Genomic DNA, 24,916 nt, shown 5'->3' with positions numbered 1-24,916 from the left:
CGCCCACGTCGACCAGACCCGTGGCCAGCGCTGACCACTCTCGTCGGGGCGCGAGTGACACCCCCGCCGCCGCTGGGAGCGCCACCGTGACCGTTCCTGGAGGGTTCAATGAGAAGGCGAGCAAAGATCTACGCGGGGCTGGCGGCCGCCATCGTCCCGGTCACCTCGGTGATCATGGCGCTGGGCGGGACACCGGCGTCCGCCGCCATCGGCGGTTCCGGCCCCTACCCCGCCGACTACGAAACCTCGACCACCCTGGCCAACCACACCATCTTCCGGCCGCAGACCCTCCCGTCCGAGCGCCTACCCATCGTCGTGTGGGGCAACGGCGGCTGCTCGGCCAACGGCCTATCCCAGGGCAACTTCCTGCGCGAAATCGCCTCCCACGGCTTCCTCGCCATCGCCAACGGCGCCCCGAACGGGTCCGGCTCCACCACCTCCCAGATGCTCACCCAGTCCATCGACTGGGCGGTCGCGGAGAACTCCCGGCAGGGCAGCAAGTACTACAACAAGATCGACACGAGCAAGGTCGCCGTCGCCGGCTTCTCCTGCGGAGGCCTGGAGGCGTACGCCGTCTCTAACGACCCGCGCGTCACCACGACCGGCATCTTCAGCAGCGGTCTGCTGAACGACGCCGACGACTACCAGCTCAGGAGACTGACCAAGCCGATCGCCTACTTCGTCGGCGGGCCCAGCGACATCGCCTACCCGAACGCCATCGACGACTGGGGCAAGCTGCCCGCCGGCCTGCCCGCCTTCATGGGCAACCTGAATGTCGGGCATGGCGGCACCTACGACCAGGCCAACGGCGGCGAGTTCGGCCGGGTGGCGACTCTCTACTTCAAATGGCGCCTGAAGGGCGACGCCACCGCCGGCCGCTCCTTCGTCGGCGCCGACTGCGGTCTGTGCCACAGCCAGTGGAGCGTCCAGCAGAAGAACCTGACGCTCGACGACGGCACGCCACCTCCCACCACCCCGCCTCCGACCACGCCGCCGCCCACCACCCCGCCGCCGACCGGCACACCCGGCTGCACCGCTGTCTACGCCGTCCAGGACCAGTGGAACGGAGGATTCGTCGCCAACGTCAGCGTCACCGCGGGAACAACCGCGCTGACCGGCTGGCGGGTGACCCTCACCCTGCCGAGCGGCGCATCGGTCAGCTCGCTCTGGAACGGGGTCAGCAGCGGCACCAGCGGGACCATCACTGTCGCGAACCAGAGCTACAACGGGCGACTGGCCGCAGGTCAGGCCACCAGTTTCGGCTTCCAGGGCACTGGCAGCGGCAGCGGGACCACAGCGAGTTGCACCGGAAGCTGACGCCCCGGGCAGATCGAGTCGTTCGGCGGTCCGGTGCCGGGGCACCGGACCGCCGAGGCACGGCGGGTAGGGAAGACTGGCGCGCATGGCTGATCTGAGCGATGCGAAGGCCGCGCTGCACAACTACCTCCGGGAGAACCGCGAAGACCTCATCTGGAAGCTCGAAGGACTCAGCGGACGGGAGGCCAGGCTGCCCCGCACGGCAACCGGCAACAACCTGCTGGGTGCGCTCAAGCATTGCCTCAATGTCGAAGCCGGCTACTTCGGGCCCACGTTCGGTCGCGAATTCCCGACGCCCGACGAGCTGGTCCCCATGGCGGCGTTCGACGAGGACCCGCAGGCAGACTGGTATGCCCGTGAGGACGAGACGAAGGACGGGCTGATCGACCTGTACCGCCGGGTCGGCGCGTTCGCCGACCAGACGATCGACGAGCTACCACTCGACGCCCCGGGGCAGGTGCCGTGGTGGCGGCCAGGTCGGCAGGACGTGACGCTACAGCGGATCATCATCCACGTGACCTGCGATCTGGCCCGGCACGCCGGTCACGCCGACATCATGCGCGAGCAGCACGACACAGCGGTCGGCCTCCGGCGGACCAACAGCAACATCCCCGACGACTACGACTGGCCGGCGTATGTCAGCAAGCTGACGAAGCTGGCCGACCACTTCGAATGATCGGCAAAGCTGTCCGCGTGCGAGACGACCTCGAGCAGATCGAAGCGGCCTTCCTGGGCACGCCACTGGCTGGCCTGCCGATCGGGCACGGCCCGTCGGGCACCATCCTCGTCGCCGGCGTCGACCCCGACCGTCTGTACGAGTTCTGGCAGGCCGCCGAGGCGCTGGTGCCGGTCATCGGACGCCGGCCCGTCATGGTCACCGACGACTTCGACGACGCACTGACGATCCGGTCCGAGCCCGAGCAGGGTCCGTCGGAGACGGAGCTGCACGCGTTCGTCGAGGCGGCGGCGTCTTCCGAACCCTGGCTGACCTACCGCCACTACAGCGAGGACCAGCAGGTCGACGAGGACGAGATCGAGTTCTACACGCGTGGCACGACCGGCATCGACCTGACCGCCCTGGTGCCGGACATGGTGCTGCCGACACCACTCCCGGTGCTGGAGCGGGCGCTGTACGACAGGCTGCTCGCCGACGCCGACCTGCACGCCCAGGTACTCGGCAACGTGCGGCTCGTGACGCAGACCGACTACTGGTACACGCCGGACAGCGTCCTGCTCATGTTGCTTCCCACCAGCGATGTCCGCGCCTCGACGTACTGGGTGGACTTCTACGGTGCGCTCACCGAGGAAGAGCGCCAGCAGCTCGCCGAGGTGCTGGCGCAGTGGCGGCACCGGTGGGACGCCCGCCTGGTCGCATCGTGGGACACCATGCTCCAGTTCCAGGTGGGTCGTCGCCCGACGCCGGGTGACGAGGCGTGGGTTGCCGCCGGACAGCTCAAGGCGCTCGCCCCGGATCTCGAACTGAGTCAATGGGAGGTCGCCGTCGCCCTACCGGCCGGTGACGCGTGGTTCGTCCACAACCGGCCCTGACGGACGTGGCTCGGTTACTGGCCTCGCGGTCTGTGTGACCCCTTCCTGACGTAGTTCGAGGACAAAGGGCTGATCATCGCTCCGGACGAACCGGATCTCCAGATCGAGGTCCGGGTGTCGGTAGCTACCGTCCGGCTCCGCCAGCAGGACAACCGGTTGCTGGGTCGAGGCGGCGAAGGTCAGTTGGCCGTCGGTGAGGGCGATGTCGATCGGGTAGTCGTCGCGCAGGACGTAGCGGCCCGTCACGTCGGCAGGCGGCGCGGGGGTGATCCTCGTGGTGGCGTACCGACGGTCCACGGCGGCGCGAACGCTGACCAACAGCTCCCAGCCATCCTCGGAGTTGGTCATCGCCGCGACGGCCGCGCCGCTGTCGGGCCAGACGTAGGAGAAGCAGGTGTAGCCGACGTTCAACCCGGTGTGGCCGAAACGCCGACGCTCGGCGCTGTCGTCGAGTTCGGTACCGAGCCCGTAGCTGCCGCCCGGAATCTGCGGTGTGCACATCTGGGTGGCCAGATCGCTGTCGAGCAGCTTCGAACGTCCCGAGACGGCTCGGGCGATTTCGAGGTCGAGCCGGAGCAGATCGGTAGGGGTGCTCCACAGTCCTGCCGCGGCCAGCTCCGGTTGCGTTCGCCAGCCGCCAGAAATCCTGGTGCCCCCGCCGTGGTGGCCATGCGCCACCTGATCCGGTCGCTGGCGCGGAAACTGCTGGTCGAAGCTGCTGTCGGTCATGGCCAGCGGTTCCAGCACCAGATCTCGCAGGAGATCCTCGAACGGAGTTCCGGTCGTGTCCGCCATCAGCTGCTGGAGCACCGAGTAGTGGCTGCCCGAATACCGGAAGCGGCTACCCGGTAACACTGTCGGCCGAACCGGTGGAGTGGTCGTCGCGCCGCTGCCTCGCAGGACCTGCAACAGCGATGGGGCGCGATCCGTGGCGTAGCCGCGGTACCAGGTGTCGGACAGCCCGGCAGTGTGCGCCAGCAGCTGTCGTACCGTGACCTCCTGCTGGTCCTCACGGCCGGGCAGGTGCCACGAGGTGAGGTACTCGCCGATGTCGGCGTCGAGGTCCAGGACACCGGTCTGGACCAGTCGCAGCGCTCCGAACGCCGCGACGTGCTTACTGATCGAACAGGCCGCGAAGGCGGTGCTCGCGGTCACCGGAGTCGACCTCCCGACCGCCGTGACGCCAAACCCTGCCGCCCACACCTGCCCGCTCACGTGGCCGACGGCGATGCTGACCCCCGGCACGTCGTAGCTACTCATCAGCTCGGGCAACGCCGCCGTGTCCGGTGAAAGCCGCCCGGACGACACCTGCCGGTCGAGCTCGCCCAGCAGCGAGACCCAGTCCTGAGGCAAATCCACGACGTCGATTCTCGACCGCGGCTACCGGTGGATCAACTCTCGTCAACCGGTGGGGCTCGTGACGGTGCGGGAGACTTCGCGGATCAGATCGAGCGGTTCTTCGGTCCAGTGGGAGGCGAGGACGAGTTCCCGGGCCGGGTCGACCCACAGCAGGTGTCGTCCGCCGTTGCCCCGGGCGCTGCGGCCGGTCGTCGGGGCTCCGGGCCACGGCACCTGTTCATCGTTGAGCCACCACAGATAGCCGTACTCCCGTTTCACCTGGCACGGAGCCCAGGACTGGTCGACCCATTCGGCGCTGAGCAGCCGGGTCCCGGCATGGGTCCCCCGGTCCAGGAAGAGCTGCCCGATCAGGGCCAGGTCCCGGGCCGGGACGATCAGTCCCCCGCCCCAGTGCGCGCCGCCGGAGACCACCTCGACCCGGCGGCCGTCCAGGTCGACGACGCTCGTCCGGTACCCGTGCCACGACCACCGGTCGGAGGCACCCAGCGGGTCCATGACCCGCTCCCGCAGCACCTCCGGCAGCGACCGGCGCAACAGCAGCGTCAGCGCGTACGCGAGCAGGTTCATCCGTACGTCGTTGTACGCCCACCCCTGTCCCGGGGGTGTGCCGTGCACCTCGGTCCGCTCGCGGAAGCTCTGCGCGTCGACGGCCGTCGGCTTGCTCCACAGCTCGCCCTCCCACTGGCTCGACTGCTGCAGCAGATGACGCCAGGTGATCTGCTCGTTGTGCGGCCCCCGGAACTCGGGAACGTCGACGACCTGGTGCACCGGTTGGTCCGGCACCAACAGCCCGTCGTCGAAGGCGAGACCGGCCACCACCGACACGACCGACTTGGTGACGCTGAACGCCATCTCCGGGACGTCCGGGTCGCCCCAGGCCGCGACCTCCCGATCGCCGACTCGGACGACACCACTGGCTCCACTGGCGGCACGTAGCGGGCCGACGACCTCACGGTGGCTGGCGTCGGAGACCTGTGCGGCGAGGTAGGTCTCGATGTCGGCGGCGTCTCTGGTCCACCGGGCACCGAACTCCTGGACGGTCCGCTCCAGCCGCTGCTGATCCACCGACATGTCACCCATGCCGAGCAGTGTCCATCACCCCAGCCGTCGGCAGGGCGAGCCGTAACCGACCACATAGGATCGGGCGACCCTCGTACGCCGGCCCTGAGGAGCGTCAGGTGACCCTGCTGGAGCGTCTGCGCCTGGCCGGTATGCGCGAGGTCGTCTCGGTGCAGCCGGTGTCCGGCGGGCTCGCGGCGCTCGCGGGCATCGCCACCCGCCGGGACGCCCCGCCGGTGTTCGTCAAGGCGTTCGACAACCCGCCGGCCGACGACGTCTTCGTCGCCGAGGCCGAAGGGCTGGCCGCCCTGCGCGAGTTGGGCGGTGTGGCGACACCCGAGGTCATCCTGGCGGATCGGGACGTCCTGGTGTTGTCGGTGTTGAGTGAGAGGCCGCGCAGCGAGGCATTCTGGGAGCAGTTCGCACACCTGCTCGCCCGCCTGCACCTGAGTACTACCCATCTCCGTTTCGGCTGGCACCACGACAACTGGTTGGGCCGTCGCCGCCAGGTCAACACGTGGAACGACGACGGCTTCGCCTTCTTCGCAGAGCACCGGCTGCTGCGTTGGCTCGACGAGCCGCGCGTCGAGGCGGCGCTCGACGCGGAGGACCGGTCGGCGTTGGAGCGGCTCTGCGACCGCCTGCCCGACCTGTTGCCGGAGCGTCCCGCCTGTCTAACGCACGGCGACCTGTGGGCACAGAACGTCCTGGCCACCGCGGAAGGAGAGCCGGCGCTGATCGACCCGGCCGTGTCGTACATGTGGGCCGAGGTCGACCTCGCGCACGTGTGGTCCACCTCGCCCCCGCCCGAGGCACGACGGATGTTCGAGGTCTACGCCGAACTGACCTCGCTCGACGCCGACTGGGAGGCCCGGATGCCGGTCATCCAGCTGCGACAACACCTCGCCGTGCTGGCCCAGTTCGACGACGACTGGGGCGCGGCCGACCAGATCCGCGCCGTCCTTGCCGCGTTCCGGACGCGATCCTGACCACAGGGCCGGCCGTCGACCGCGGCGATCGGCCCGGCCAGCCGATCCGGTCGACGGCAGCCGAGGCCCGCGCGCGGAGCGGGGGTAGGGCCCTCCATTACGGTGACCCCCTGGAATGGGGGGTGGGCCATGGCACCGGAGGTGTCGCCGCGAAGGGCCAGGGCCGTGCTCGTCACGCTCTCCCTCGCCGCGTTCGCGTTCATCACGACCGAGCTGCTGCCCGTCGGTCTGCTGACCCGCATCGCACCCGATCTGGACCGGTCCCGCTCACAGGTGGGCCTGCTGGTCAGTGGGTACGCAGTCGTGGTGGTGCTGGCATCCGTGCCGCTGACCCGACTGACTCAGCGGGTCCCCCGGCGGCACCTGCTCGGCGTCACGATGCTCCTGTTCGCCGCCGCGAACGCCGCTGCCGCGCTCGCGCCGACGTACGCCGTGCTGGCCGGCACCCGCCTGGTGACCGCCCTCGCCCAGGCGCTGTTCTGGTCCGTCGCCACGGCGACAGTGATCGGTCCGTTCCCGGTCGCGGTGCGCGGTCGGGCGGTGGCGCTGTTCGCGACCGGGGCGACGCTCGCCCCGGTGCTCGGCGTACCTCTCGGCACCTGGCTCGGGCAGCAAGCCGGCTGGCGCGCGGCGTTCGCGGTGCTGGCCGGTATCGGTGTGGCGATCGCCGCCGCTGTGCTGCTCCTTCTTCCCTCCTATCCCCCGGCCGCCGGCGGCGCCGCCCGGGGCACCGCACCGGACGGGCGGCGCTTCGCCGTCCTGCTGATCGCCACCGCCCTCGGCATCGGCGGCTTCATGACCCTGCAGACCTACGTGACACCGTTCCTGCTCGACGTCAGCGGCTTCGCCGACGCGGTGCTGGCGCCGCTGCTGTTCGTCTCCGGCGCGGCCGGCGTCGTCGGCACCCTGGTCGCGGCCCGGACTCTGGACACCCGACCGATCGGTTCGCTGCTGACGCCGCTGGCCATCGGGATGGCCTCGCTGCTCGGGCTCTACGCGCTCGGCGCGCTCAAGCCGGGCGTGGTGGCGCTTCTCGCCGGGATCGGCCTCGCGTACGCGGCGTTCGGCTCCGCGGTGCAGAACCGGATGCTGCACCTGGCCCCGGGCAGCACCGACATCGCGTCGGCCGGAGTCAGTATCGCCTTCAACGCCGGCATCGCCGGCGGATCACTGCTCGGCGGCGCCCTCCTGCCCACCTCGGGGGCACGCCCGCTGGCGCTCGCCGGCGGGCTGCTGGCGCTGGCCGCGCTCACGCTGCTCGCCGTGGACGCGCGTCGCGGCCGCGTCGTCGCGCCGGAGCCGACCGTCGCCCCGGCCCGGGTGGTAGGACCGCACTGACGTCCGTGCGGGTGAGCGGCGGGACAGCAGGTATCCGGTGCCCGCGGCGGCGAGGCCGGCAAGGCCAGCCGTCGCGAAACCGCCCGCCGGCACGGAGAGGTCGATCGCCACGCCGACGAGCGGGGCGCCGAGTGCGAACCCGGCGCTCTGCGCCGACGATTGCAGACCCGTCACCTCGCCGCGCACTCCGGGCGGCGCCAGGCGGCTCACCGTGTCGGCCACCGTGCCAAGGGTCGGCGCGGTGAGTAGTCCGCTGCCGACGACGGCCACGCACAACCACTGCCACTCGTGGGCCAGGCTGGCGGGGATCGTCACGAGCCCGAGCAGGGCGAGCAGCAGCCAGGTGGGCAGTGGTCGGGTCAACGCGCCGTAGATCAGCCCGCCGATGACCGACGAGACGCCGAACACCACGACGACCACGGCGGCCCAGGACACCTGACCTGCCTCCCGCAGGGTGGCGACGATGGCGAGATCGACGCCGCTGAGCAGCGTCGTCGTCCCGAACGCCATCGTCAGCGCGGCGATCATCCTGGCGTCCAGCCACTGCTGGCGTGGGGGTCGGTCCGCAGCGGCAGCGTCCGCCTCGTCCTTAGCGTGCATCGGTGGGTTGAGCGCGGCGATGCCGACACCGCCGGCCAGGATCGCGGCGCCGACCCCCCACGCCACCACGTCGGGGGACACCGTCGCCGCGCCCAGGATCACCACCGCGGGCCCCACGATGTACGACAGTTCGCCCTGCACCGATTCCAGCGCGAACGCGGCCCGGCGCTGCTGCGCCGTCGTCATCGCGGCGATCGCCTGTCTGCTCACCGCCTGGGCCGGCACCATCAACAGGCCCGCCGCGAAACTGGCGACCAGCAGGAACCCGTACGGCAGGACCGGCACGCCCAGCCAGAACACGACCTGCGCGGTGACGGTCACCAGCAGGACGAGGCGCAGGCCCCGTGAGTCGATCATGCGGCCGAGCAGCGGCCCGCCCAGCGCCACTCCAGCGGTCAGGGCCGCCGCGACCCCACCGGCTGCCGCGTAGCTCAGCTCCAGGCCGAGGACGACGACGAGGGTCAGCGCCATCACGTCGGCAGTTATCGCGGTGCGGGCGAGCAACGAGACACCCAGCAGCGGCGCCATCCCTGGCACGGCGAGCACCTGCCGGTAGCTGGTCACCCGATTGACGCTAGTTCCGCCAGCATGCCATAAGAAGACGTCATTTCGTTGAGGCTGGCATAATGATTGCTTATGGCAAGGGACTTGGAGACCGCCCTGCTGCGGTCGTTCGTCGCCGCCGTGCGGGAGGGCAGCATCAGCCGTGCCGCTACCGCTCTCGGGCAGACCCAGCCCGGTCTCAGCCAGCAGCTACGCAAGCTCGAAAGCGTCGTCGGTCGTCCGCTGCTGCACCGGTCGTCGTCTGGTGTCTCGCCGACAGGGGCGGGCGAAGAACTTCTGCCGTACGCCGAACGCATCCTCTCGCTCTCCGCACAGGCACTCGCCGAAACCGGACGCGCGCTCACCGGCCACTGTGGCGTCGGGTTGCTCGAAGACCTCGCCGCGGCCCACCTTCCGCAGGCCCTCGCCGACCTCGCCCGGCTGCATCCCGGGGCGACGCTGGAGGTGCTCAGCTGCTCCAACGCCGCCATGCGGGAGGCCTACGACGCAGGCCGCGTGCAACTCGTGCTCGACGCGGTACCGGACATTCCCGGGCCGCCGCGCTGGACGGTGCGCGCCCCGCTGGTCTGGGCGACCGGGCAGGGCGTGGACGTGACCGCCGATCCGCTGCCGGTGGTCCTCTTCTCCAACCCGTGCTCCTGGCGTACGTCGGTGCTGGACGCGCTGGAGCGTGCCGATCGACGTTGGCGGGTGGCCTTCGAGAGCAACAGCCTGGTCGGAGTGCTCGCCGCGGTACGGGCGGGGCTCGGCGTGGCGGCGCTGATGCCCGCGAACCTCGAACCGGTCATGATCTGCCGTGACACGGCTGCCCTGCCCGTCCTGCCGGACGTCGAGTTCGGTCTCGCCCGGCACCCACGGACCGAGGGTGATCCGCTGATCGACGCTGTGGAGACGGTGCTCCGTCGCATCGTCTGAGCACCTGGCCCGGAGTCGAGGGCGAAGACACCGTCCTGTTTTCCAACGGTGGGCGTGGTCATCGGCTCGCCCGTCCCGGGCGCGACCGGGGCAGACCGATGATGAGGACGACGCCGACGCTCAGGTGCAGCAGCGCGAGGGTAGCCTTCGCTCCCCCGCCGACGCCACTCGGCGGCCCAGTCACGAGTGACAGCAGCAGGACGACGACAGCGATCGAGGTCCACCAGACGCGGGAGCGGTTGGTACGGCGTTCCAGCACCGCGAGCAGTGCCCAGCCGGCCAGTGCCGCGACAGCGGTGGCCACGATGACAGCGGCCACAGTGACCTGCCGGGTCGAGTCTGCGGACCTGACCGCCAGGTCGACGCCGGCCGCCGAGTGCAGGAGCGCGAACTCGACCACCGCCACCACAATCGCGCCGGCCGCCACAGCGGCCCGTCCCAGGAGAAGGTTGTTCGTCATGGTCTGAGTCTCTGGACCGGGCCGGGCCGGACGCGTCGGTCCAGACGCCGCGGCGGGTACGTCCGCTGGCGGCTCGGCGTACTACCAAAGGAGGTGGTCCGGGCGGCCGTGAGCCCAGTAGCGTGCGCCGTGTGGATGCGGCGACGTGCGAGGTCAAGCCGCCGCGGACGTGGCGTTCCGTCCCGGTGGTAGTGACGACAGTGGCGATCGGCGCCCTCGTCGCGACCATGTTGTGGTCCGCCACCCGGTCCAGCTCCGCCGGCCTGGTCGGCGTCGACGTCGCGCTGGCGGTGGCCGCCCTGGCCCTCGTCCCGGTGGTCGTCCGCAGCCCGCAGATCGGTGGCGTGCTGGCCGGCCTGCTCGTCGCGCTGTCTCCGGTGGCCACGCCGGTGGCCAGCTTCGCGGTGCTGTTCATCGCCCGCAACCGCCCGTTTCGGCAGGCGGCGGCGGTGGCGGCGGTCGGCGTGGCGGGCGAGGCGGTGCAGGCGCTCTGGCGGCCGGTGTCCAGCCTGCCGTACGGGTGGCGGCTGGTGCTGATGACCATCGCCTACGCGGCCCTGCTCGGCTGGGGCACCTGGGCGCAGGCCCGCAACGCCCTGCTGGCGGCGCTGCGGGACCGGGCCCGGCGGGCCGAGCAGGAGCAGGAACGACGGGTCGACGAGGCGCGGGCGGCGGAACGCAACCGGATCGCGCGGGAGATGCACGACGTGCTTGCCCACCGGCTGTCCCTGCTGGCGGCTGCCGCTGGCGCGATGGAGTACCGGCCGGACGCGCCGCCCGAGCGGCTCAGCGCCGCCGCCGGGGTGATCCGGGCCAGCGCACACCATGCCCTCGACGAGCTGCGCGAGGTCATCACCCTGCTGCGCAGCGACGACACCGAGTCGCCGACCGACGCGCCACCCGGGCAGACCCTCGACGACCTGCCGCGCCTGGTCGACGAGGCGCGGGCTGCCGGGCAACAGATCGAGGTCGACGACCCGCTCGGCCCGCCGGTCGAGATCCCCCCGACGGTTGGACGCACCGCGTACCGGATCGCGCAGGAGGCACTGACCAACGCCCGCAAGCACGCCGCCGGTCAGCCGGTCCGGCTGGTGCTCGGCGGCGCGCCCGGCTCCGGCCTGAGCATCGCTGTGAGCAACCCGACCACGCCCGACTGCGGCGCTACCGGTAGCGCCGGTACCGGCCTGATCGGCCTCGCCGAACGGGCTGCGCTCACCGGTGGCCGGGTCACCCACCACGTCGACGCCGCGGGCCGGTTCCACCTCACCGCGTGGCTGCCGTGGCCGACGTGACGGGTCCGATCCGGGTCGTCATCGTCGACGACGATCCCCTCGTACGGGGGATGCTCACGCTGATGCTCGACGGCGCCGACGGGATCGTCGTGGTGGGCGAGGCCGCCGACGGTGCCACGGCGATCAGGGCGGTGGACCGGCACCTGCCGGACGTGGTGCTGATGGACATCAGGATGCCCGGCGTCAACGGCATCACCGCCACCGAGCGCCTGCGCCGCCGCCACCGGCCACCCGAGATCATCGTGCTCACCACGTTCGACACCGACGAGCACGTGGTGCGAGCCCTCCGGGCAGGCGCGAGCGGCTTCCTGCTCAAGGACACCCCGCCCGAGCAGATCAGTCAGGCGGTCCGTGCGGTGGCGGCCGGCAACCCGATGCTGTCTCCGGGCGTGACGCGCCGCCTGATGCAGCGGGTCGCGTCGGGGGCCGAGTCCTACGAGCAGGCGCACGAGCGGTTGGCAGTGCTCACGCCCCGGGAACGCGACGTCGTGCTGGCCATCGCGCAGGGGCGCTCCAACGCCGAGATCGCCAGCGAGCTGCTGATGAGCGTGACGACTGTGAAGGCCCACGTCTCGCACATCCTGACCAAGCTGGATTTCGACAACCGCACCCAGATAGCCCTGCTCGCCCACGACGGTCGGCTCCTCTGACCGGGGAGCCGCGGTCAGGCCAGCACCGCTGGCAGGACGAGCACTGCGAAACGGATCACCCGCCCGGAAAGGCAGGCGACGGCGAACTCCCAGCGTCGAAGGCCTGCGGTGCCGGCGGCGAGGCTGACGACGGCCAACGGTGGAACCCCGACCGCGGCGGAGGCCAGCACTGTCGGTAGGGCGGTGCGGCGGCGGGAGAGCCAGCGTCGGATCGGCTCGGTCCACCGCGCGGCCCGAGTCGCCGCGCGACCTTTCTTGCCCCGTTTCGCGACCTTCCGGGCCAGTCGCCCCGATCCGCGACGCGCCGACTCGAACAGCAGCAGCTTGCCGGCGGTCTGCCCGAGCGCCAGGGCGACCACCACGGCGACGAGAGCGTGGCCGCCGCGTTGCCCGGCGACCACGGCGAAGGCCTCGGCGTTGACGATCGGGACGAGCGCCGAAGCGACACCGTAGCCGAGCGCCACCACGGCCTCGACGAGGCTGCTCATGCCCGGCCGTCCCGTTCGAGCAGCCGGACCACCGCTGCGACCGACCACAGCTTGACCACGACGGCGGCGACGGCGACGCCCAGCGCGAGCAGGTACTGCCCGAACGCGATGGCGCTGATGACGCCGGCGGTGTTGGCGACCTTGGCCACTGGTGACCAGTTCAACGCCCACACCCGCCGGTCGACGAGGTGGAAGTAGTTGGGGCTGAGCACCGGCCAGCACAGGAACGCCAGCGACAGCATGGTGTCCAGCACCAGGAACGAGAGCAGGAAGACAACTGCCACGACAGCGACGTCCGGCACGAGGGAGACCAGGCCCACGCAGAGTACGGCGGTGCACGCGCGGTCACTCACGATGTCGAAGACGGCCCCTGCGCGGGTCTCCTGTCCGAGCCGGCGGGCGGCCCAGCCGTCGAGCACGTCACCGAGCCAGTAAATACCGTACGATATCGCCATCAATGCCACCGAACCGGAGACGAGGGCCACGATACCGACGGTGACAGCGGCGACCGTGCGAACGGCGGTGATGTAGTTGGGAACCGTACGAAGCGGGCCGACGGTGATGGCGGCGCGGGAGTCGACGAGAGTCACCTCTGAAGAGTCGTCCGGCAGGCGTTTTCGCGGAACATGCCGCGGTGCCGATCTGGTTCCGAGGGCGGTACCGGGGTGCCGGCCGATTCGGTACCTGGGTACTGGCCGGCCCTCCGGCTGGTCACGGAGACTGTGCGGATGACGACTGGAATCCGCGAACGGTTGCGCGACCCCGAGCGGGTGCGCCGGCTCGCGTACGGTGCGGTTGGTCTGATCATCGCCGCCGTGGTCACCACAGTCGAGGACGGCGTCTCCGTGCCGGCGGGCTGGGCGTGGCTGGTGCTGCCTGTCGGCCTCGGGGCCACGGCGCTGCGCCCCCACTACCGAACCCTGGTCTTCGCGGTCTGCGCGGGGTTCGTGGCGATCGTGAGCACCGGCGAGTCGGTGCAGTTGGGCCTCGCGGCCGCCGGCCTGGTGTTCGTCTCGGTCTGCGAGGACCCGGCCCGACACCCGTGGCTGGGGTGGGTGGGTGGCTTGATCGGCGCGGCGGGCGCCCTCACCACCGCACTGTTCAACGAGCGCGGGGTGTACGAGCAGCCGTTCTTCTTCGTGACGGCCGGCTACCTCCTGGCGATCCTGTTGCGATCGTGGTCACGCGGCCGCGCCCTGACCCGGGAAACGGACGACCTGCGCGGCCAGGCCGCCTGGCTCGAACAGCGCACCAACCTGGCCCGCGAGCTGCATGACGTGGTCGGCCACCACGTCACCGCGATGGTGGTGCAGGCCGAGGCGGGGCAGCTCAGTGACGACCCGGGGGCGGCGCTGCGGGCGATCGCGGGCAGTGGCCGCACCGCACTGAGCGAGCTGGACACGCTGGTCGTGCACCTGCGCGATCCGGACGCGTCGATAGCGGTGAGCGCACCCCCGCGCCTGTCCGACATCGACGAGTTGCTCGCCCAGCCGCTGCGCCAACAGGGCGTGACGGTGCGGGTCAAGTTGGACCCGGAGCCGGGCCTGGACGAGATCGGCGTCTTGACCGCCTACCGCATCGCCCAGGAGGCCCTCACCAACATCGCCCGCCACGCGAAAGCCCGAGAGGCGTGGGTCGAACTGGCCCGCGTCGGCGACCACGCCCGCCTGCGGATCAGCGACGACGGCGTCGGGCCGCCCCGCGCACCCACGAGCGGCTCGGGTCTGCTCGGCATCGGGGAGCGCGTTGCCGCGCGCGGCGGGAGCTGGGAGCTGAGCCAGCGCCCCGGCGGCGGCACCGTGGTGCAGGCCAACCTGCCGTTGACGACCAAATGATCCGCGTCGCGATCGCCGACGACCAGGAGTTGGTCCGGGACGGCTTCAGCCTGATCCTGCGGTCCCAACCCGACATCCAGGTCGCGGCCGAGGCGGCCGACGGCCGGCAGTTCCTCGACGCCGTACGTCGAGACTCCCGCATCGACGTCGCTCTCGTCGACATCCGCATGCCGGTGCTCGACGGCCTGCAAGCCACCCGCGAGCTGGCCACGATCCCGCACGCCCCGGCCGTCATCGTCGTCACCACCTTCGACGACGACGCCTACGTCCTGGACGCCATCGCCGCCGGAGCACGAGGGTTCCTGCTCAAACGGTCCAGCGCCCGCGACCTGATCGCCGCTGTGCGCACCGTCGCTGCCGGCGAGGCGGTCCTCTCCGCCGAGGTCACCGGTGCCGTGCTCGACCGGGTCCGCGCCACCGGGCCGGCCACCCGCGTGGAGTTGGCGGCCTACCAGCTGACCGCTCGGGAGACCGACGTGCTCGCCCTGATCGGCGCGGGGCTCAACAACAACGAGATCGCCGAACGCCTCTACCTGTCCATGAGCACCGTCAAGACCCACGTGACAAACGTGCTGGCCAAGACCGGCAGCCGCGATCGCGTACGAGCCGCCATCCTGGCGATCCAGGCCGGCCTGACGCCGTGAGTCAGGGATCGGTGCGCACCAGCCGACGCTGCGGGCTGGCCTGCCAACCCCCGAACAGCCCCTTCGCCACGAAGGCGATGAAGAGGGCCGACGCGATGGTCAGCACCACTGCCACAGGAGCGACGTGCTCGGCCTGCCACTCGAGATCGCCCGCCGTGATGGCCGTCTGGTCGATGCCGAAGACATCGAACCACGGCAGCAGCGAGGCCGGATACCACAACGGCGCGTATGAGTACGGCAGGCCGACACCACCGTTGAGCGTCCAATAACCGGCCCCGTCGTAGATCAACGCACTGTCGACGACGACCGCCACATCGCAGGCAACCAGGGCCGCAACGCACAGCAGCACAGTGGCACTCTTGCCGTGCCCCCACCTGGCCAACCTGCTCGACAGGATTGCGCCCGTGCCGAGGAGTGCGGCCCAGACGCTGCCGGTTAGCGCCTCGATCGGCAGGTACTCGACACGCAGTCCGTGCGCGAACAACACAAGCAGGAGCACCGTCGATATCCACATCAGGCTGAGCCGCATGGTCGTCGACGAGGTTGAACCCATGCCGCGAGGCTACCGTGGATCGCCTCGGGTTAGGGGCCACGGACTCTGCCGACGGCCCGGTCAGATCAGATCGGGCTCGGGAGCGCTAGCTGACGCGGTCAGCGGCCGATCGGTCGTAGGGTTGCGGTATGGCACAACGACTCGTCAGCGTGTGGCAACCGTTCTTCCTGGCCAGCGAGAGTCGGGGCGCGGCCATCGACGCCGCGACCGAGTTGGAGGATCTCGGCTACTCACGTATCTGGTTCTCCGGTGGTTTCGGTGAGAACGTCGCCCCCCGCTTCCGGGAACTCCTGGACGGGACCACGCGCATCGGGGTCGCAACCGGGATCGTGAGCATCTGGCATTCATCGCCACCCGAGGCGGCGGCGTTCGCGCAGGACGCGGAGCAGGCGCATCCCGGCCGGTTCCTGCTCGGTCTCGGCGCCAGCCACGCGGTGGTGGTGGAAAGTGGCGGCACCGACTATCGCAAGCCGTACTCGCGGATGGTGCAGTACCTCGACGGCCTCGACGCGGCCGGGCTTTCGCCCGAGCGACGCATCCTGGCGGCACTGGGCCCGCGAATGCTCGAACTCTCCCGCGACCGCTCCGCCGGGGCGCACCCGTACTTCGTCCCTGCCGAGCACACCGCGGAAGCCCGAGCGGCGATCGGGCCCGACCGGCTGCTCGCCCCCGAGGTCGCTGTGGTCCTCGACGCGGACGCCACCACCGCGCGCGCCACCGCCCGCCAGTACACGAGCGGGTACCTCGCACTGCCGAACTACACAAACAACCTGCGGCGATTCGGCTGGACCGACGAGGACTTCGCCGACGGCGGCAGTGACCGCCTCGTCGACGCCCTGATCCCGTGGGGCAGCGTCGAGAAGGTGGTGGCGGGGTTGGAGAAGCACTACCAGGCCGGCGCGGACGAGGTGGCGATCCAGGTGCTCAACGGCGGCGACGACAAGACGTTCCCCGCCGACGCGTTCCGCGCCCTCGCCGCAGCCCTGATCTGACCTCCGACTGGTGGCATCATCGAGCCATGCCTGTGGTCGAAGTTGTTCGTGGCGACATCACCAGCGAGGACGTCGACGCCGTCGTGACCGCAGCGAACGAGTCGCTGTTGGGTGGCGGCGGTGTCGACGGGGCGATTCACCGTGCGGCGGGGCCGCGTCTGGCCCAGGCGGGGGCAGCACTGGCTCCGTGTGATCCCGGCGATGCGGTTGCCACGCCAGCCTTTGACCTGGATCCACCAATACGTCATGTCATTCACACCGTTGGCCCGGTCTGGGAAGGCGGCGGCTACGGCGAGGCTGACGTCCTGGCGTCGTGCTATCGGCGCAGCCTTGAGGTTGCCGATGAGATTGGCGCTCGCAGCGTCGCCTTCCCCGCCATCGCCACCGGCGTGTACGGATTCCCGGCCGACCAGGCAGCGAAGATCGCAGTCTCGACCATCAGAGCAACGCCGACGAAGGTTGAGCGTGTTCGCCTTGTCGCCTTCGACGACGCCACGAGCGATCTGCTGACTGCGGCGCTTCAGGGTTGAGGTTGGTGGCTGTTCGGGCGACGGGTTGCGGTGCCTGGTTGGTGGGTAGGACCTGAAGGTCGGGCAGGTGGGTACGCTGCACCGGCGGTGGCCTCAGCCAACTCCCGCCGCACCGAGGCCCCCATCACCGACGGGTGACACCACCGGCGATCCCGTATGCGCAGACGAGAGGCGAGACCCACACCATGACCGCCGTACCAGGCCAACGGTCTACTGCTGCTGCGGGTTCGGCGGCTGCCGAGCAACCAGCGGAGGAGGACCTGCGGGCGTTGTTCGGGCAGTCCATCGCCGTCTTCGCGTCTCTGGCGGGGCCGTCGCACCTGGTGGAGACGGCGAACCCGGCGTTCTTCGCCAGCATCGGCGAAGAGCGGGCACGGGTCGGGGTGGCGATCGCCGAGCTGATGCCCGAACTGGCCGGTCAGGGATTCATCGCGCTCCTGGACCAGGTCTTTCAAACTGGTGAGCCGTACACCGGCCGTGACGTCCGGGTCGTGCTGGGCAGCGGCCCGCAGGCGCGGGAGGCGTTCTTCGACTTCACCTACGAGCCGCGGCGGGACGCCGACGGCAACGTGACCGGGATCCGTGTGCTCGGCGTGGAGACCACACAGGTCAAGCATGCCCAACGGCTGATGGCCGAACACCGTGCCCTGCTGGAGCAGATCGCCCGTCAGGCACCCCTGACCGAGGTGCTCGACGGGATGGCCCGCTGTATCGAGAACCTCGCACCGCAGGAGGTGCTGGTTTCCGTCCTGCTCGCCGATCCCGACGCCCGGCACCTGCGCCACGGCGCCGCACCGAGCCTGCCCGACTTCTACAACCAGGCCATCGACGGCATCGCGACCGGCGAAGGTGTCGGTTCGTGCGGCACCGCCGCCCACCGGCGCGAACCCGTCATCGTCACCGACATCGCCACCGATCCGTTCTGGGACGACTTCCGGGACCTGGCCGACCAGGCCGGACTGGCCGCCTGCTGGTCCACGCCGATCCTGGCCCGCGACGGCGGCCTGTTGGGCACCTTCGCGATGTATCACCGCACCCCGCGCGTCCCGCAGGACACCGACCTCGCCCTGACCCGGCTCTTCGCCGGCACCGCAGCCCTGGCCATCGAGCGCCACCACATCGAGCAGGCGAAGCTCGCCGCCGAGGCACGCGCCAAGTCGGCCAATGACGAACTGGCCAAGGTGCTGCGCGTGGAGCGGGAACTGCGCGCCGAGGCCGAGCAGCGCGCCGCTGCCGCCGCGGAACTCGCCACCCAGATGCGTGCCGCCGCGGTCGCGCAGGCCGCCGCGCCGCACCCCGAGCACTGCCAGCTCGGCGGCGCCGCCGGGTGCACCGCGCCGGCCGAGGTCAAGATCGCCGATTCGTGGGGCGACGCGGCGTGGGGCTGCCCCGCCCACGTCGAAGAGGCCATCCTCAACGTGCGGTCGGTGTTCATCGCCAGCGAGGAACTCGGTGGCCTGACCGCCTACCTCAACCGCTGATGGCACCCGACGCAGCGCTCGGCTTCGGCTACAAGATTGATTGGCTCGCCATACGTGACCGCGACGCCGATGCCGTCGCGGCCGCGCTGAACCTCAGCCGTCCCACTCCCGCCACCTGGCGTGATGCGGTCACCGCTGCGTATGACGACCAAGGCCAGTGGCTGCTCACGCCGCCGCTTGACCGGTGGACGCTCGCCGCTTCGAGGGACGTTCCCGTACCCGAAGACGACCGATTCACCCCTTGGCTGGCGGCGCTCAGCCAGTTGCTCGGTGAGGTGCAGTACTTCGGCACTCATCGCGTCGTCGAATATCACGGGTGGGGGCGCGCCAGGGGCGGCGTGGTGGAGCGAGCATTCGCCTACCTCGGCGAACGCGGCGAGGTGCTGTTCGACGTCGGCGAACGCACGCTGGAGGAGCAGGCGCTCGGAGTCGTGACTGTCTCCGACGACGAGGACGAACCGTGGGGCGACGATGACGAGACGTCGCCGTGGCCGGATGAGGAAACCGTGCTCACGCTCGCCGGTCAGTGGAGTATCGACCCACGGACGCTGGAGAGCGCCGTTGTCCCCGGGCATCCGTGGATCGCGTCAGCTCGGGATAGCCCGAGAGCGAGCGCGTACCCCCCCTTGTCACCCAGCAGGAGACGCACCTCGCGCGTCTCGATCCGCCTCACCGGTGACGACCTCTGCGCAACTAGGGACGCCACTCCTTGCGGTAGTCACCTGCTGATTCGCGCCCGCCGCCCGATAGGTGCTCGGCGACGGATCGTGGCCGCTGCCCGAGCGGTCTTGGCAGAGGCCAGGAACCGTCGCCGCGCGCCCGGCGCAGGGTCAGGGCGTCCACCGTACGCCCGGGTTCACCCGCCCGGACCAGTCGAAGACGGCCATGTTGTCCCACTGGTTTCCGGTGCCGTTGATGTTGGCCGGGTCCCAGCCGTTGCCGCGGACGGCGTACCAGGTGGGTTCCCAGTAGAAGACGCCGATGGCACCCGCGTTGCGGGCGGTGTTCTGCACCCAGTCGAACTCCTGGGCCTGCCCGGACCAGGTCGCGCTGATGCCGTCACAGGTCGCGTCGCCGATGGCGTTCGGCTCGCTGTCCGCGTTGTTCCGGGTGAAGGGGTACGCGGTCTCCACGATCACCACCGGCTTGCCGTAGCGAGTGCGCAGGTCGACGATGTTGTTGTAGAGGTTCGCCAGGCTGCCGTGCCACATGCAGTAGTACGACTGGGCGGTGATGTCCCACTGCACACCCTGGGCGCGGATGCCGTCGTAGAACCATCGGGCGTTGGCGTTGCTGTCGGCGTTTGCGGTATGGATCATCACCGGGATGCCGCTGCCGCACGCCTTGGTGGCGTTGTAGCCCTGCTTCAGCAGCCCGGCCAGCGGGGCGAAGTCGTTGTTGACGACCCTGCCCTCGTTCCACAGCATCCCGACGTTGATCTCGTTGCCGATCTGCACACTGTCCGGTGGGGTGCCCTGCCCCCGCAGGCTTGAGCAGACGTCGTAGGTGAAGGTGTAGACGTCGGTACGCAGTTGGCTCAGGCTGTGGCCGGCCCAGGCGGCTGGCTTGTACTGCTTGCCAGGGTCCGCCCAGGTGTCGGAGTAGTGGAAGTCGATGAGCACCTTGAGGCCCTTCGCCCTGGCCGCCCTCGCCTGACCCAACACCGCGCTCTTGTTGTTGTATCCGCTGATCGGGTTGTTCCAGACGCGCAGCCGGACGTAGTTGACGCCGACGGACTTCAGGATGTCCAGCGGGTCCCGAGCGACGCCGCCGGCGTCGTAGTACTTGGCGCCGAGATCCAGGCTGCGCTGCAACGAGGAGACGTCGGCACCCCGCATGGTGAGCGTGTTCGCTGCGGAGACGGGCGCGGGCCCAGCGGCGAGCGTGGTGGCGACGACGAGGAGGCCGGTCGCAATGGCCCCGAGCAGGGCACGCGCGCGGCGATGGTGGGGTGTGGCCGGATGTGTGTTCACGAGGCCCCTTCAGCCCACTGTGCAGGAAGCGCCGTTCAGCGAGAAGCCGGTCGGCGGCGCGTCGCTGACACTCCACCGTCCCTGGACGCCGAAGGTCGCGGAGCCGTTCGGCGCGAGGACGCGGTTCCAGTCGACGTTACGAGCGGTCACTGTGGTCCCGGTCTGGCCGATCGTGGCGTTCCACCCCGAGGTGACCTGCTGGTCTCCCGGGAAGCTGAAGGTGACGGCCCAGCCGTCGATCGGTGCCGCCCCGGCGTTGTGGACCGTCGCCGTGGCCACGAAACCGCCCTGCCACTCGGACTGGTTCCGGTAGGTCACCCGGCAGGTCGAGGGCGGCGGGGGCGTCGGAGTGGTCGTCGTCGTGGGCAGAGTGACAGTGTTCGACGCGATCGACACGTTGCCCACCGCGTCCCGCGCCCGCACGTAGTACAGGTTCCGCAGCGGCGTCGACGCGGGTAGCGGCGTCGTGTACGTCGTACCCGGCACTGTGGCGACCAGTTGCGAGGTGAACCAGCCGTCGAACCGGTAGACGTTGTACCCGAACACGCCGACGTCGTCCGTCGACGGCGACCAGGACAACGTGCCGGTCGAGGCGGTCACCTCGCCGACGGTCAGGTTCTGCGGCGCGGTCGGCGGGGTGGTGTCCGGGCCGGTGTCCGTCACCGGGGTGACCACTGTCAGCGCGTTCGACCAGTTCGAGCGTTGCCCGAGGCTGTCCCGGGCGATCAATCGGAACGTGTACTGCTGGCCCGCCCCGAGGGAGCGGGTGATCGTGGTGCTGGTGACGGCCCCGACGCTGGCGCTGAAGACGATGTCGCCGAACTCCTGGTAGTACGTGATGTCGTACCCGGCGATGGCGCAGCAGCCGGACGTGGCGGCCGTCCAGGTGAGGGTGACCGACGCGCTCCGGACCTCGCTGGCGGTCAGGTTCGTGGGCGCACTCGGCAGGACGGGCGAGGTGCTCGGCGTACTGGACGGCGTTGTCGGCGTCGGCGTTGGCGGTGCGGTTCCGGCCGGCGCTGCGACGGACACCGCGGCCCCTCCGGGCGCTGGGGCGACCCCCGGGTACGCGGCGGGCGTCATGGTGCCGGCGTCGGCCGCCGGTGCGCCGCTCAGAGCGGTGCCGAGCACCGCAGTCCACAGCCCGACGGCAGCCAGTAGGCCCGGCCGCAGACGGCGGAACAGCGAGGACGAGCGAACGCCTGTCATACGTCGACGATGCCGCAACAGATCGATGATCGCCAACGTGTCTCACGCCTCGGCCGGTGATCGGCGCGGCTCATGCCCGACTTCTTACCGAACCGTGACGTGCAGGGTGACCGCTGACCGTTGACCGCCCGTTGGCCCGTACCGAGGGGAGACAGCACAGCACCGGAGCCCTTTCCGGCTTTGAGGAGATTCCGATGAACCGCAGAAAGAACGGGACCGCACTGGTCCAGACCCGGCCGGCCCGAATCGCCATGGCCGCGCTCGTGCTGGCGGCCACCGGCGCGCTCACCGCCACCTTCGTCTCCAGTGGTGGCAAGGGCACCGCGGATGCCGCCACCAGCCTGGACCAGTTCGTGTCGATCGAGAACGTGCCGCCGAACGTGCAGAACCCGAGGCCGGCCGCCGGTGCGTCGACCGGCCGGTTCACCGTCGACTGCGGCACGAACGGCAACGGCAAGTTCAGCCCGGACAATCCGGTGGCGCAGCCCGGCATCCGCAACGGCGCCGAACACGTCCACGACTTCGTCGGCAACCTGGCCATCACCGCGAACTCCTCCGACGCCGATCTGGACGCCTCCGGCACCACCTGCCGCAACGGCGACAAGTCGTCCTACTTCTGGCCGGTGGTCCGTATCGACAAGACCGTCCGCGGCGGCAAGCAGGTCCAGCAGGCCCTCGCCCAGACCCAGCCGATGGTCGTCTGCCCCTCGGTCGGCAAACGGCTGCGGGCCATCCCCATCGGGGCCCGCGGCACCGTCGACCGTCTGCTGGCCGAGTTGGATCGCCAGCAGGCCGCCGCGAACCAGCGGATGACCGCCAGCCGGGGCCGCATCGACGCCGCATTCAACCGGGAGGTCATCGACTCTCTCCGGGCCCGCCGCGCCGCGATGATCAAGCAGATCAGCACCACGATCACCACCGCCGGCGGTAGCCAGCCTGGCCTGGTCTCGCTTGTCGACTGTGACGTCAGCTACGACGACATGCACGCCCGGATGCCCGGCAGCGCCCACCGGGAGAGCGTCGAGGCAGCCCAGGCCGCGAATCCGCGAATCCAGTGCCCGGCCGTGCGGGACAGGTTGCCCGGCGTACCCGATCGTGCGCTCGCCGAGGTGAACCGCAACCTCGACGACCTCGACCGGCAGATCTCCGAAGCCAACGAACGCCTCGTCACCAGTCGCGGCCAGGGCGGACCGGCGTTCGTCGACAACGCCATCCTCGGACCGCTACGCGCCAAGCGGGTCGCCGTGCTCAACCGGATCGCCACCGCGATCGGGCGGCAGGCCTCCCGCCCGCAGGGTCTCGAAGCGCTCGCCGGCTGCACGCTGGACCAGGCCCCCAGCACCCCGACGGCACCGAGTAGCGCGCCCACCACCGCCGCCGCTGCGCTCCCCGACCCGCAGGGACCCAACCTTGAGCTGCCCGGCAACACCGGCGGCATCGTCCGCCCGGCGCAGGTGCTGATCGAGTACCGCGGCAACCCCGTCAGCGCTGTGGTGCCGATGCCGAAGTTCCTCCGGGCCCTCACCGGCGACGCCAAGCCCACCAGCCGGGGCCCGGCCAACGCCCGTGCCACCTGGACCTGCTCGGGCTTCACCGACCGGCTCTCCGACAAGTACCCGATCTGCCCCGCCGGCAGTCAGGTGCAGCGCGTCCACGACTTCCCCGGCTGCTGGGACGGCCGGAACGTCGACAGCGACAACCACCGCAACCACGTCGCGTTCGCCGACAAGGCCACCGGCGCCTGCCCGCAGGGCTTCCGGGCGATCCCGCAACTGCGGATCACCGTGGCCTACGACATCGCCCGCGACGTGCAGGTCAAGGGCCAGTACGCCCTCGACTCCTTCCCCGAGGAGAACCACAACCCCTTCTCCGACCACAACGACTTCGTCAACGTCAACTCCGCCCAGACGATGCAGCGCATCGCCACCTGCATCAACAAGGGCAAGAACTGCTCCTGAGACCGGGGCCGCGTCGCTCGGGCGGGGCGGGTCGCGGTCGGCTGCCGGCCGCGACCCGGTGTGTCGCCAATACCGAGGGGACGATTCACTGGGAGCGATACCAGTGGGGCAAAATTCGATCCTCGCGATCGTTACACTCGCCGGAACGCCGGCACCGCCGCAGACCTCGACCTGCGCCAATCCCCATCGAACGGAGACGCCTGTGACCCGCGACAAGGCGGCACCCCCCGGTATCGACCCCAACATCCCCAGCGTGGCCCGGGTCTATGACTTCTTCCTAGGCGGCAAGGACAACTTCGAGGCCGACCGGAAGGTCGCCGAGCACGCTCTGCGGATCACACCGGACGGGCCGGCAGCCGGCCAGGCCAACCGGGCCTTTCTGCGTCGAGTGATTCGCTTCCTCGTCAGCGAGGCCGGCATCGACCAGTTCCTCGACATCGGTTCGGGGCTGCCCACCCAGGGCAACGTGCACGAGGTCGCCACCGAGCAGAACCCGAAGGCTCAGGTGGTCTATGTGGACAACGACCCGATAGTTCTGTCGCACGGACGGGCCCTGCTCGCCGCGGAGGGCACCGCGACGGTGATCCAGGCGGACATCCGTGAGCCTGATGCGATCCTCAACCACCCGGACGTACGCCGGTTCCTCGACTTCGACCGGCCGATCGGGCTGCTGCTCTTCGCGATCCTGCACCACCTCGGCGACGACGAGGACCCGAAGGCGGTGGCGGCCGCGTTGATCGACGCGCTGCCCTCCGGCAGCTACGTGGCCATCTCGCACTTCCGCGACCCGGGCGAGCGAGACCCGGAAGGCTCCCGCAAGGCCCGCGAGGTCGAGCGGGTCTTCAACGAGTCGCTGGGCACCGGCCGCTGGCGTACCGACGAGGAGATCCTCTCGTTCGCCGACGGGCTGACGGTGCTGGAGCCGGGGCTGGTGCCGCTGGCCGAGTGGCGCCCAGAGCCAGATGCACCGGCAACGGTGCAGACCGACACCTACCACACCTTCGTCGGGCTCCTCGCCCGCAAACCGTAGGCTCCGTCTGCCAATGAGGTCCGTGGGGGGGGGGGGGCCCCCCCCCGGGAGCAACCCAAAAAAAACATTTTAGGTGGAAAGCAAACCCCCGCGGTCACAGAAAAACACCCCGATAAAGCGGGGGGGGTTAAG

At 70.3% G+C, this 24,916-nt stretch carries 24 protein-coding genes and 1 pseudogene; 15 read left to right on the top strand and 10 right to left on the bottom strand.

Annotation, left to right across the window (positions count from 1 at the left end; all coding sequences use genetic code 11):
* Positions 1-108 precede the first annotated feature (108 nt).
* From AB0C19_RS08990 to AB0C19_RS08980, 3 genes are all read left to right on the top strand, one after another.
* A complete protein-coding gene (locus AB0C19_RS08990) occupies positions 109-1,317 on the top strand; it encodes a cellulose binding domain-containing protein (protein ID WP_357181709.1) in 1,209 nt (402 codons plus the stop codon).
* A gap of 85 nt (positions 1,318-1,402) precedes the next feature.
* Positions 1,403-1,993, top strand: a complete 591-nt coding sequence (locus AB0C19_RS08985) for a DinB family protein (protein WP_357181706.1) — start codon at positions 1,403-1,405, stop codon at positions 1,991-1,993.
* Positions 1,994-2,010: 17 nt separating this feature from the next.
* The gene (locus tag AB0C19_RS08980; protein ID WP_357181703.1) at positions 2,011-2,865 is read left to right on the top strand and encodes a DUF4253 domain-containing protein; all 855 of its coding nucleotides are present in this window, start codon (positions 2,011-2,013) and stop codon (positions 2,863-2,865) included.
* On the opposite strand, the gene AB0C19_RS08975 is transcribed toward AB0C19_RS08980, so the two are convergent.
* Both AB0C19_RS08975 and AB0C19_RS08970 read right to left on the bottom strand, forming a co-directional pair.
* Positions 2,824-4,224, bottom strand: coding sequence for a serine hydrolase domain-containing protein (locus tag AB0C19_RS08975; RefSeq protein WP_357181701.1), 1,401 nt, complete (start codon positions 4,222-4,224; stop codon positions 2,824-2,826). The genes AB0C19_RS08980 and AB0C19_RS08975 overlap by 42 nt on opposite strands.
* A gap of 42 nt (positions 4,225-4,266) precedes the next feature.
* Positions 4,267-5,304, bottom strand: coding sequence for a serine hydrolase (locus AB0C19_RS08970; protein WP_357181698.1), 1,038 nt, complete (start codon positions 5,302-5,304; stop codon positions 4,267-4,269).
* A 98-nt stretch (positions 5,305-5,402) separates the two neighbouring features.
* On the opposite strand from AB0C19_RS08970, the gene AB0C19_RS08965 reads away from it, so the two are divergent.
* Entirely contained in the window at positions 5,403-6,272 is an 870-nt protein-coding gene (locus AB0C19_RS08965; protein WP_357181695.1) for a fructosamine kinase family protein, read from the top strand.
* Positions 6,273-6,401: 129 nt separating this feature from the next.
* Positions 6,402-7,610, top strand: a complete 1,209-nt coding sequence (locus AB0C19_RS08960) for an MFS transporter (protein ID WP_357181692.1) — start codon at positions 6,402-6,404, stop codon at positions 7,608-7,610.
* A gap of 306 nt (positions 7,611-7,916) precedes the next feature.
* Here AB0C19_RS08960 and AB0C19_RS08955 read toward each other — a convergent pair.
* A pseudogene (locus AB0C19_RS08955) lies at positions 7,917-8,738 on the bottom strand (MFS transporter); the annotation flags it as partial.
* A 108-nt stretch (positions 8,739-8,846) separates the two neighbouring features.
* On the opposite strand from AB0C19_RS08955, the gene AB0C19_RS08950 reads away from it, so the two are divergent.
* The gene (locus AB0C19_RS08950; RefSeq protein WP_357181689.1) at positions 8,847-9,689 is read left to right on the top strand and encodes a LysR family transcriptional regulator; all 843 of its coding nucleotides are present in this window, start codon (positions 8,847-8,849) and stop codon (positions 9,687-9,689) included.
* A gap of 58 nt (positions 9,690-9,747) precedes the next feature.
* Here the strand turns inward: AB0C19_RS08950 and AB0C19_RS08945 are convergent, their stop codons facing one another.
* Complete coding sequence (locus tag AB0C19_RS08945; RefSeq protein WP_357181686.1) at positions 9,748-10,149, bottom strand: DUF6069 family protein; 402 nt, start codon at positions 10,147-10,149, stop codon at positions 9,748-9,750.
* 131 nt (positions 10,150-10,280) lie between these two features.
* Here AB0C19_RS08945 and AB0C19_RS08940 point away from each other — a divergent pair, with 131 nt between their 5' ends.
* Positions 10,281-11,441, top strand: a complete 1,161-nt coding sequence (locus AB0C19_RS08940) for a histidine kinase (RefSeq protein WP_357181683.1) — start codon at positions 10,281-10,283, stop codon at positions 11,439-11,441.
* Positions 11,429-12,091, top strand: a complete 663-nt coding sequence (locus tag AB0C19_RS08935; RefSeq protein ID WP_357181680.1) for a response regulator transcription factor — start codon at positions 11,429-11,431, stop codon at positions 12,089-12,091. The genes AB0C19_RS08940 and AB0C19_RS08935 overlap by 13 nt, the downstream gene beginning before the upstream one ends.
* Before the next feature lie 14 nt (positions 12,092-12,105).
* On the opposite strand, the gene AB0C19_RS08930 is transcribed toward AB0C19_RS08935, so the two are convergent.
* Both AB0C19_RS08930 and AB0C19_RS08925 read right to left on the bottom strand, forming a co-directional pair.
* Complete coding sequence (locus tag AB0C19_RS08930) at positions 12,106-12,579, bottom strand: VTT domain-containing protein (RefSeq protein WP_357181677.1); 474 nt, start codon at positions 12,577-12,579, stop codon at positions 12,106-12,108.
* Positions 12,576-13,169, bottom strand: coding sequence for a CDP-alcohol phosphatidyltransferase family protein (locus AB0C19_RS08925; RefSeq protein ID WP_357181675.1), 594 nt, complete (start codon positions 13,167-13,169; stop codon positions 12,576-12,578). Before AB0C19_RS08925 ends, AB0C19_RS08930 begins: the two co-directional genes overlap by 4 nt.
* 138 nt (positions 13,170-13,307) lie before the next feature.
* Here AB0C19_RS08925 and AB0C19_RS08920 point away from each other — a divergent pair, with 138 nt between their 5' ends.
* Together AB0C19_RS08920 and AB0C19_RS08915 are read left to right on the top strand one after the other, a co-directional pair.
* The gene (locus AB0C19_RS08920) at positions 13,308-14,414 is read left to right on the top strand and encodes a sensor histidine kinase (protein ID WP_357181672.1); all 1,107 of its coding nucleotides are present in this window, start codon (positions 13,308-13,310) and stop codon (positions 14,412-14,414) included.
* Positions 14,411-15,058, top strand: coding sequence for a response regulator transcription factor (locus AB0C19_RS08915; protein ID WP_112585182.1), 648 nt, complete (start codon positions 14,411-14,413; stop codon positions 15,056-15,058). Before AB0C19_RS08920 ends, AB0C19_RS08915 begins: the two co-directional genes overlap by 4 nt.
* Before the next feature lies 1 nt (position 15,059).
* Here AB0C19_RS08915 and AB0C19_RS08910 read toward each other — a convergent pair whose 3' ends face one another.
* Entirely contained in the window at positions 15,060-15,587 is a 528-nt protein-coding gene (locus tag AB0C19_RS08910; RefSeq protein WP_357181669.1) for a hypothetical protein, read from the bottom strand.
* Positions 15,588-15,739: 152 nt separating this feature from the next.
* Here AB0C19_RS08910 and AB0C19_RS08905 point away from each other — a divergent pair, with 152 nt between their 5' ends.
* The 3 genes from AB0C19_RS08905 (at position 15,740) to AB0C19_RS08895 (ending at position 18,614) form a co-directional block, all read left to right on the top strand.
* A complete protein-coding gene (locus tag AB0C19_RS08905) occupies positions 15,740-16,603 on the top strand; it encodes a TIGR03620 family F420-dependent LLM class oxidoreductase (protein ID WP_357181666.1) in 864 nt (287 codons plus the stop codon).
* Positions 16,604-16,629: 26 nt separating this feature from the next.
* Complete coding sequence (locus AB0C19_RS08900) at positions 16,630-17,133, top strand: O-acetyl-ADP-ribose deacetylase (RefSeq protein ID WP_357181663.1); 504 nt, start codon at positions 16,630-16,632, stop codon at positions 17,131-17,133.
* Between the two features lie 185 nt (positions 17,134-17,318).
* The gene (locus AB0C19_RS08895) at positions 17,319-18,614 is read left to right on the top strand and encodes a GAF domain-containing protein (RefSeq protein ID WP_357181660.1); all 1,296 of its coding nucleotides are present in this window, start codon (positions 17,319-17,321) and stop codon (positions 18,612-18,614) included.
* On the opposite strand, the gene AB0C19_RS08890 is transcribed toward AB0C19_RS08895, so the two are convergent.
* The 3 genes from AB0C19_RS08890 to AB0C19_RS08880 form a co-directional block, all read right to left on the bottom strand.
* Positions 18,599-19,189 carry a hypothetical protein gene (locus AB0C19_RS08890; RefSeq protein WP_357181657.1) on the bottom strand — a complete coding sequence of 197 codons (591 nt, stop codon included), beginning with the start codon at positions 19,187-19,189 and terminating at the stop codon, positions 18,599-18,601. The two genes, AB0C19_RS08895 and AB0C19_RS08890, sit on opposite strands and share 16 nt — an antisense overlap.
* Positions 19,190-19,444: 255 nt before the next feature.
* On the bottom strand, positions 19,445-20,587 hold the full coding sequence (locus tag AB0C19_RS08885) for a glycosyl hydrolase 53 family protein (protein ID WP_357181653.1): 1,143 nt from the start codon (positions 20,585-20,587) through the stop codon (positions 19,445-19,447).
* 9 nt (positions 20,588-20,596) lie between these two features.
* Complete coding sequence (locus AB0C19_RS08880) at positions 20,597-21,796, bottom strand: cellulose binding domain-containing protein (RefSeq protein ID WP_357181650.1); 1,200 nt, start codon at positions 21,794-21,796, stop codon at positions 20,597-20,599.
* Positions 21,797-21,990: 194 nt separating this feature from the next.
* Here AB0C19_RS08880 and AB0C19_RS08875 point away from each other — a divergent pair, with 194 nt between their 5' ends.
* A complete protein-coding gene (locus tag AB0C19_RS08875) occupies positions 21,991-23,754 on the top strand; it encodes a DUF1996 domain-containing protein (protein WP_357181647.1) in 1,764 nt (587 codons plus the stop codon).
* Between the two features lie 202 nt (positions 23,755-23,956).
* Positions 23,957-24,784, top strand: coding sequence for an SAM-dependent methyltransferase (locus AB0C19_RS08870; protein ID WP_357181644.1), 828 nt, complete (start codon positions 23,957-23,959; stop codon positions 24,782-24,784).
* Positions 24,785-24,916 lie beyond the last annotated feature (132 nt).

The sequence above is a fragment of the Micromonospora sp. NPDC048842 genome (assembly GCF_040649935.1).
GTDB lineage: Bacteria > Actinomycetota > Actinomycetes > Mycobacteriales > Micromonosporaceae > Micromonospora > Micromonospora hortensis.
The sequence above is the reverse complement of the archived record's forward strand: the minus strand, read 5'-3'. Positions and strand labels throughout refer to the sequence as shown.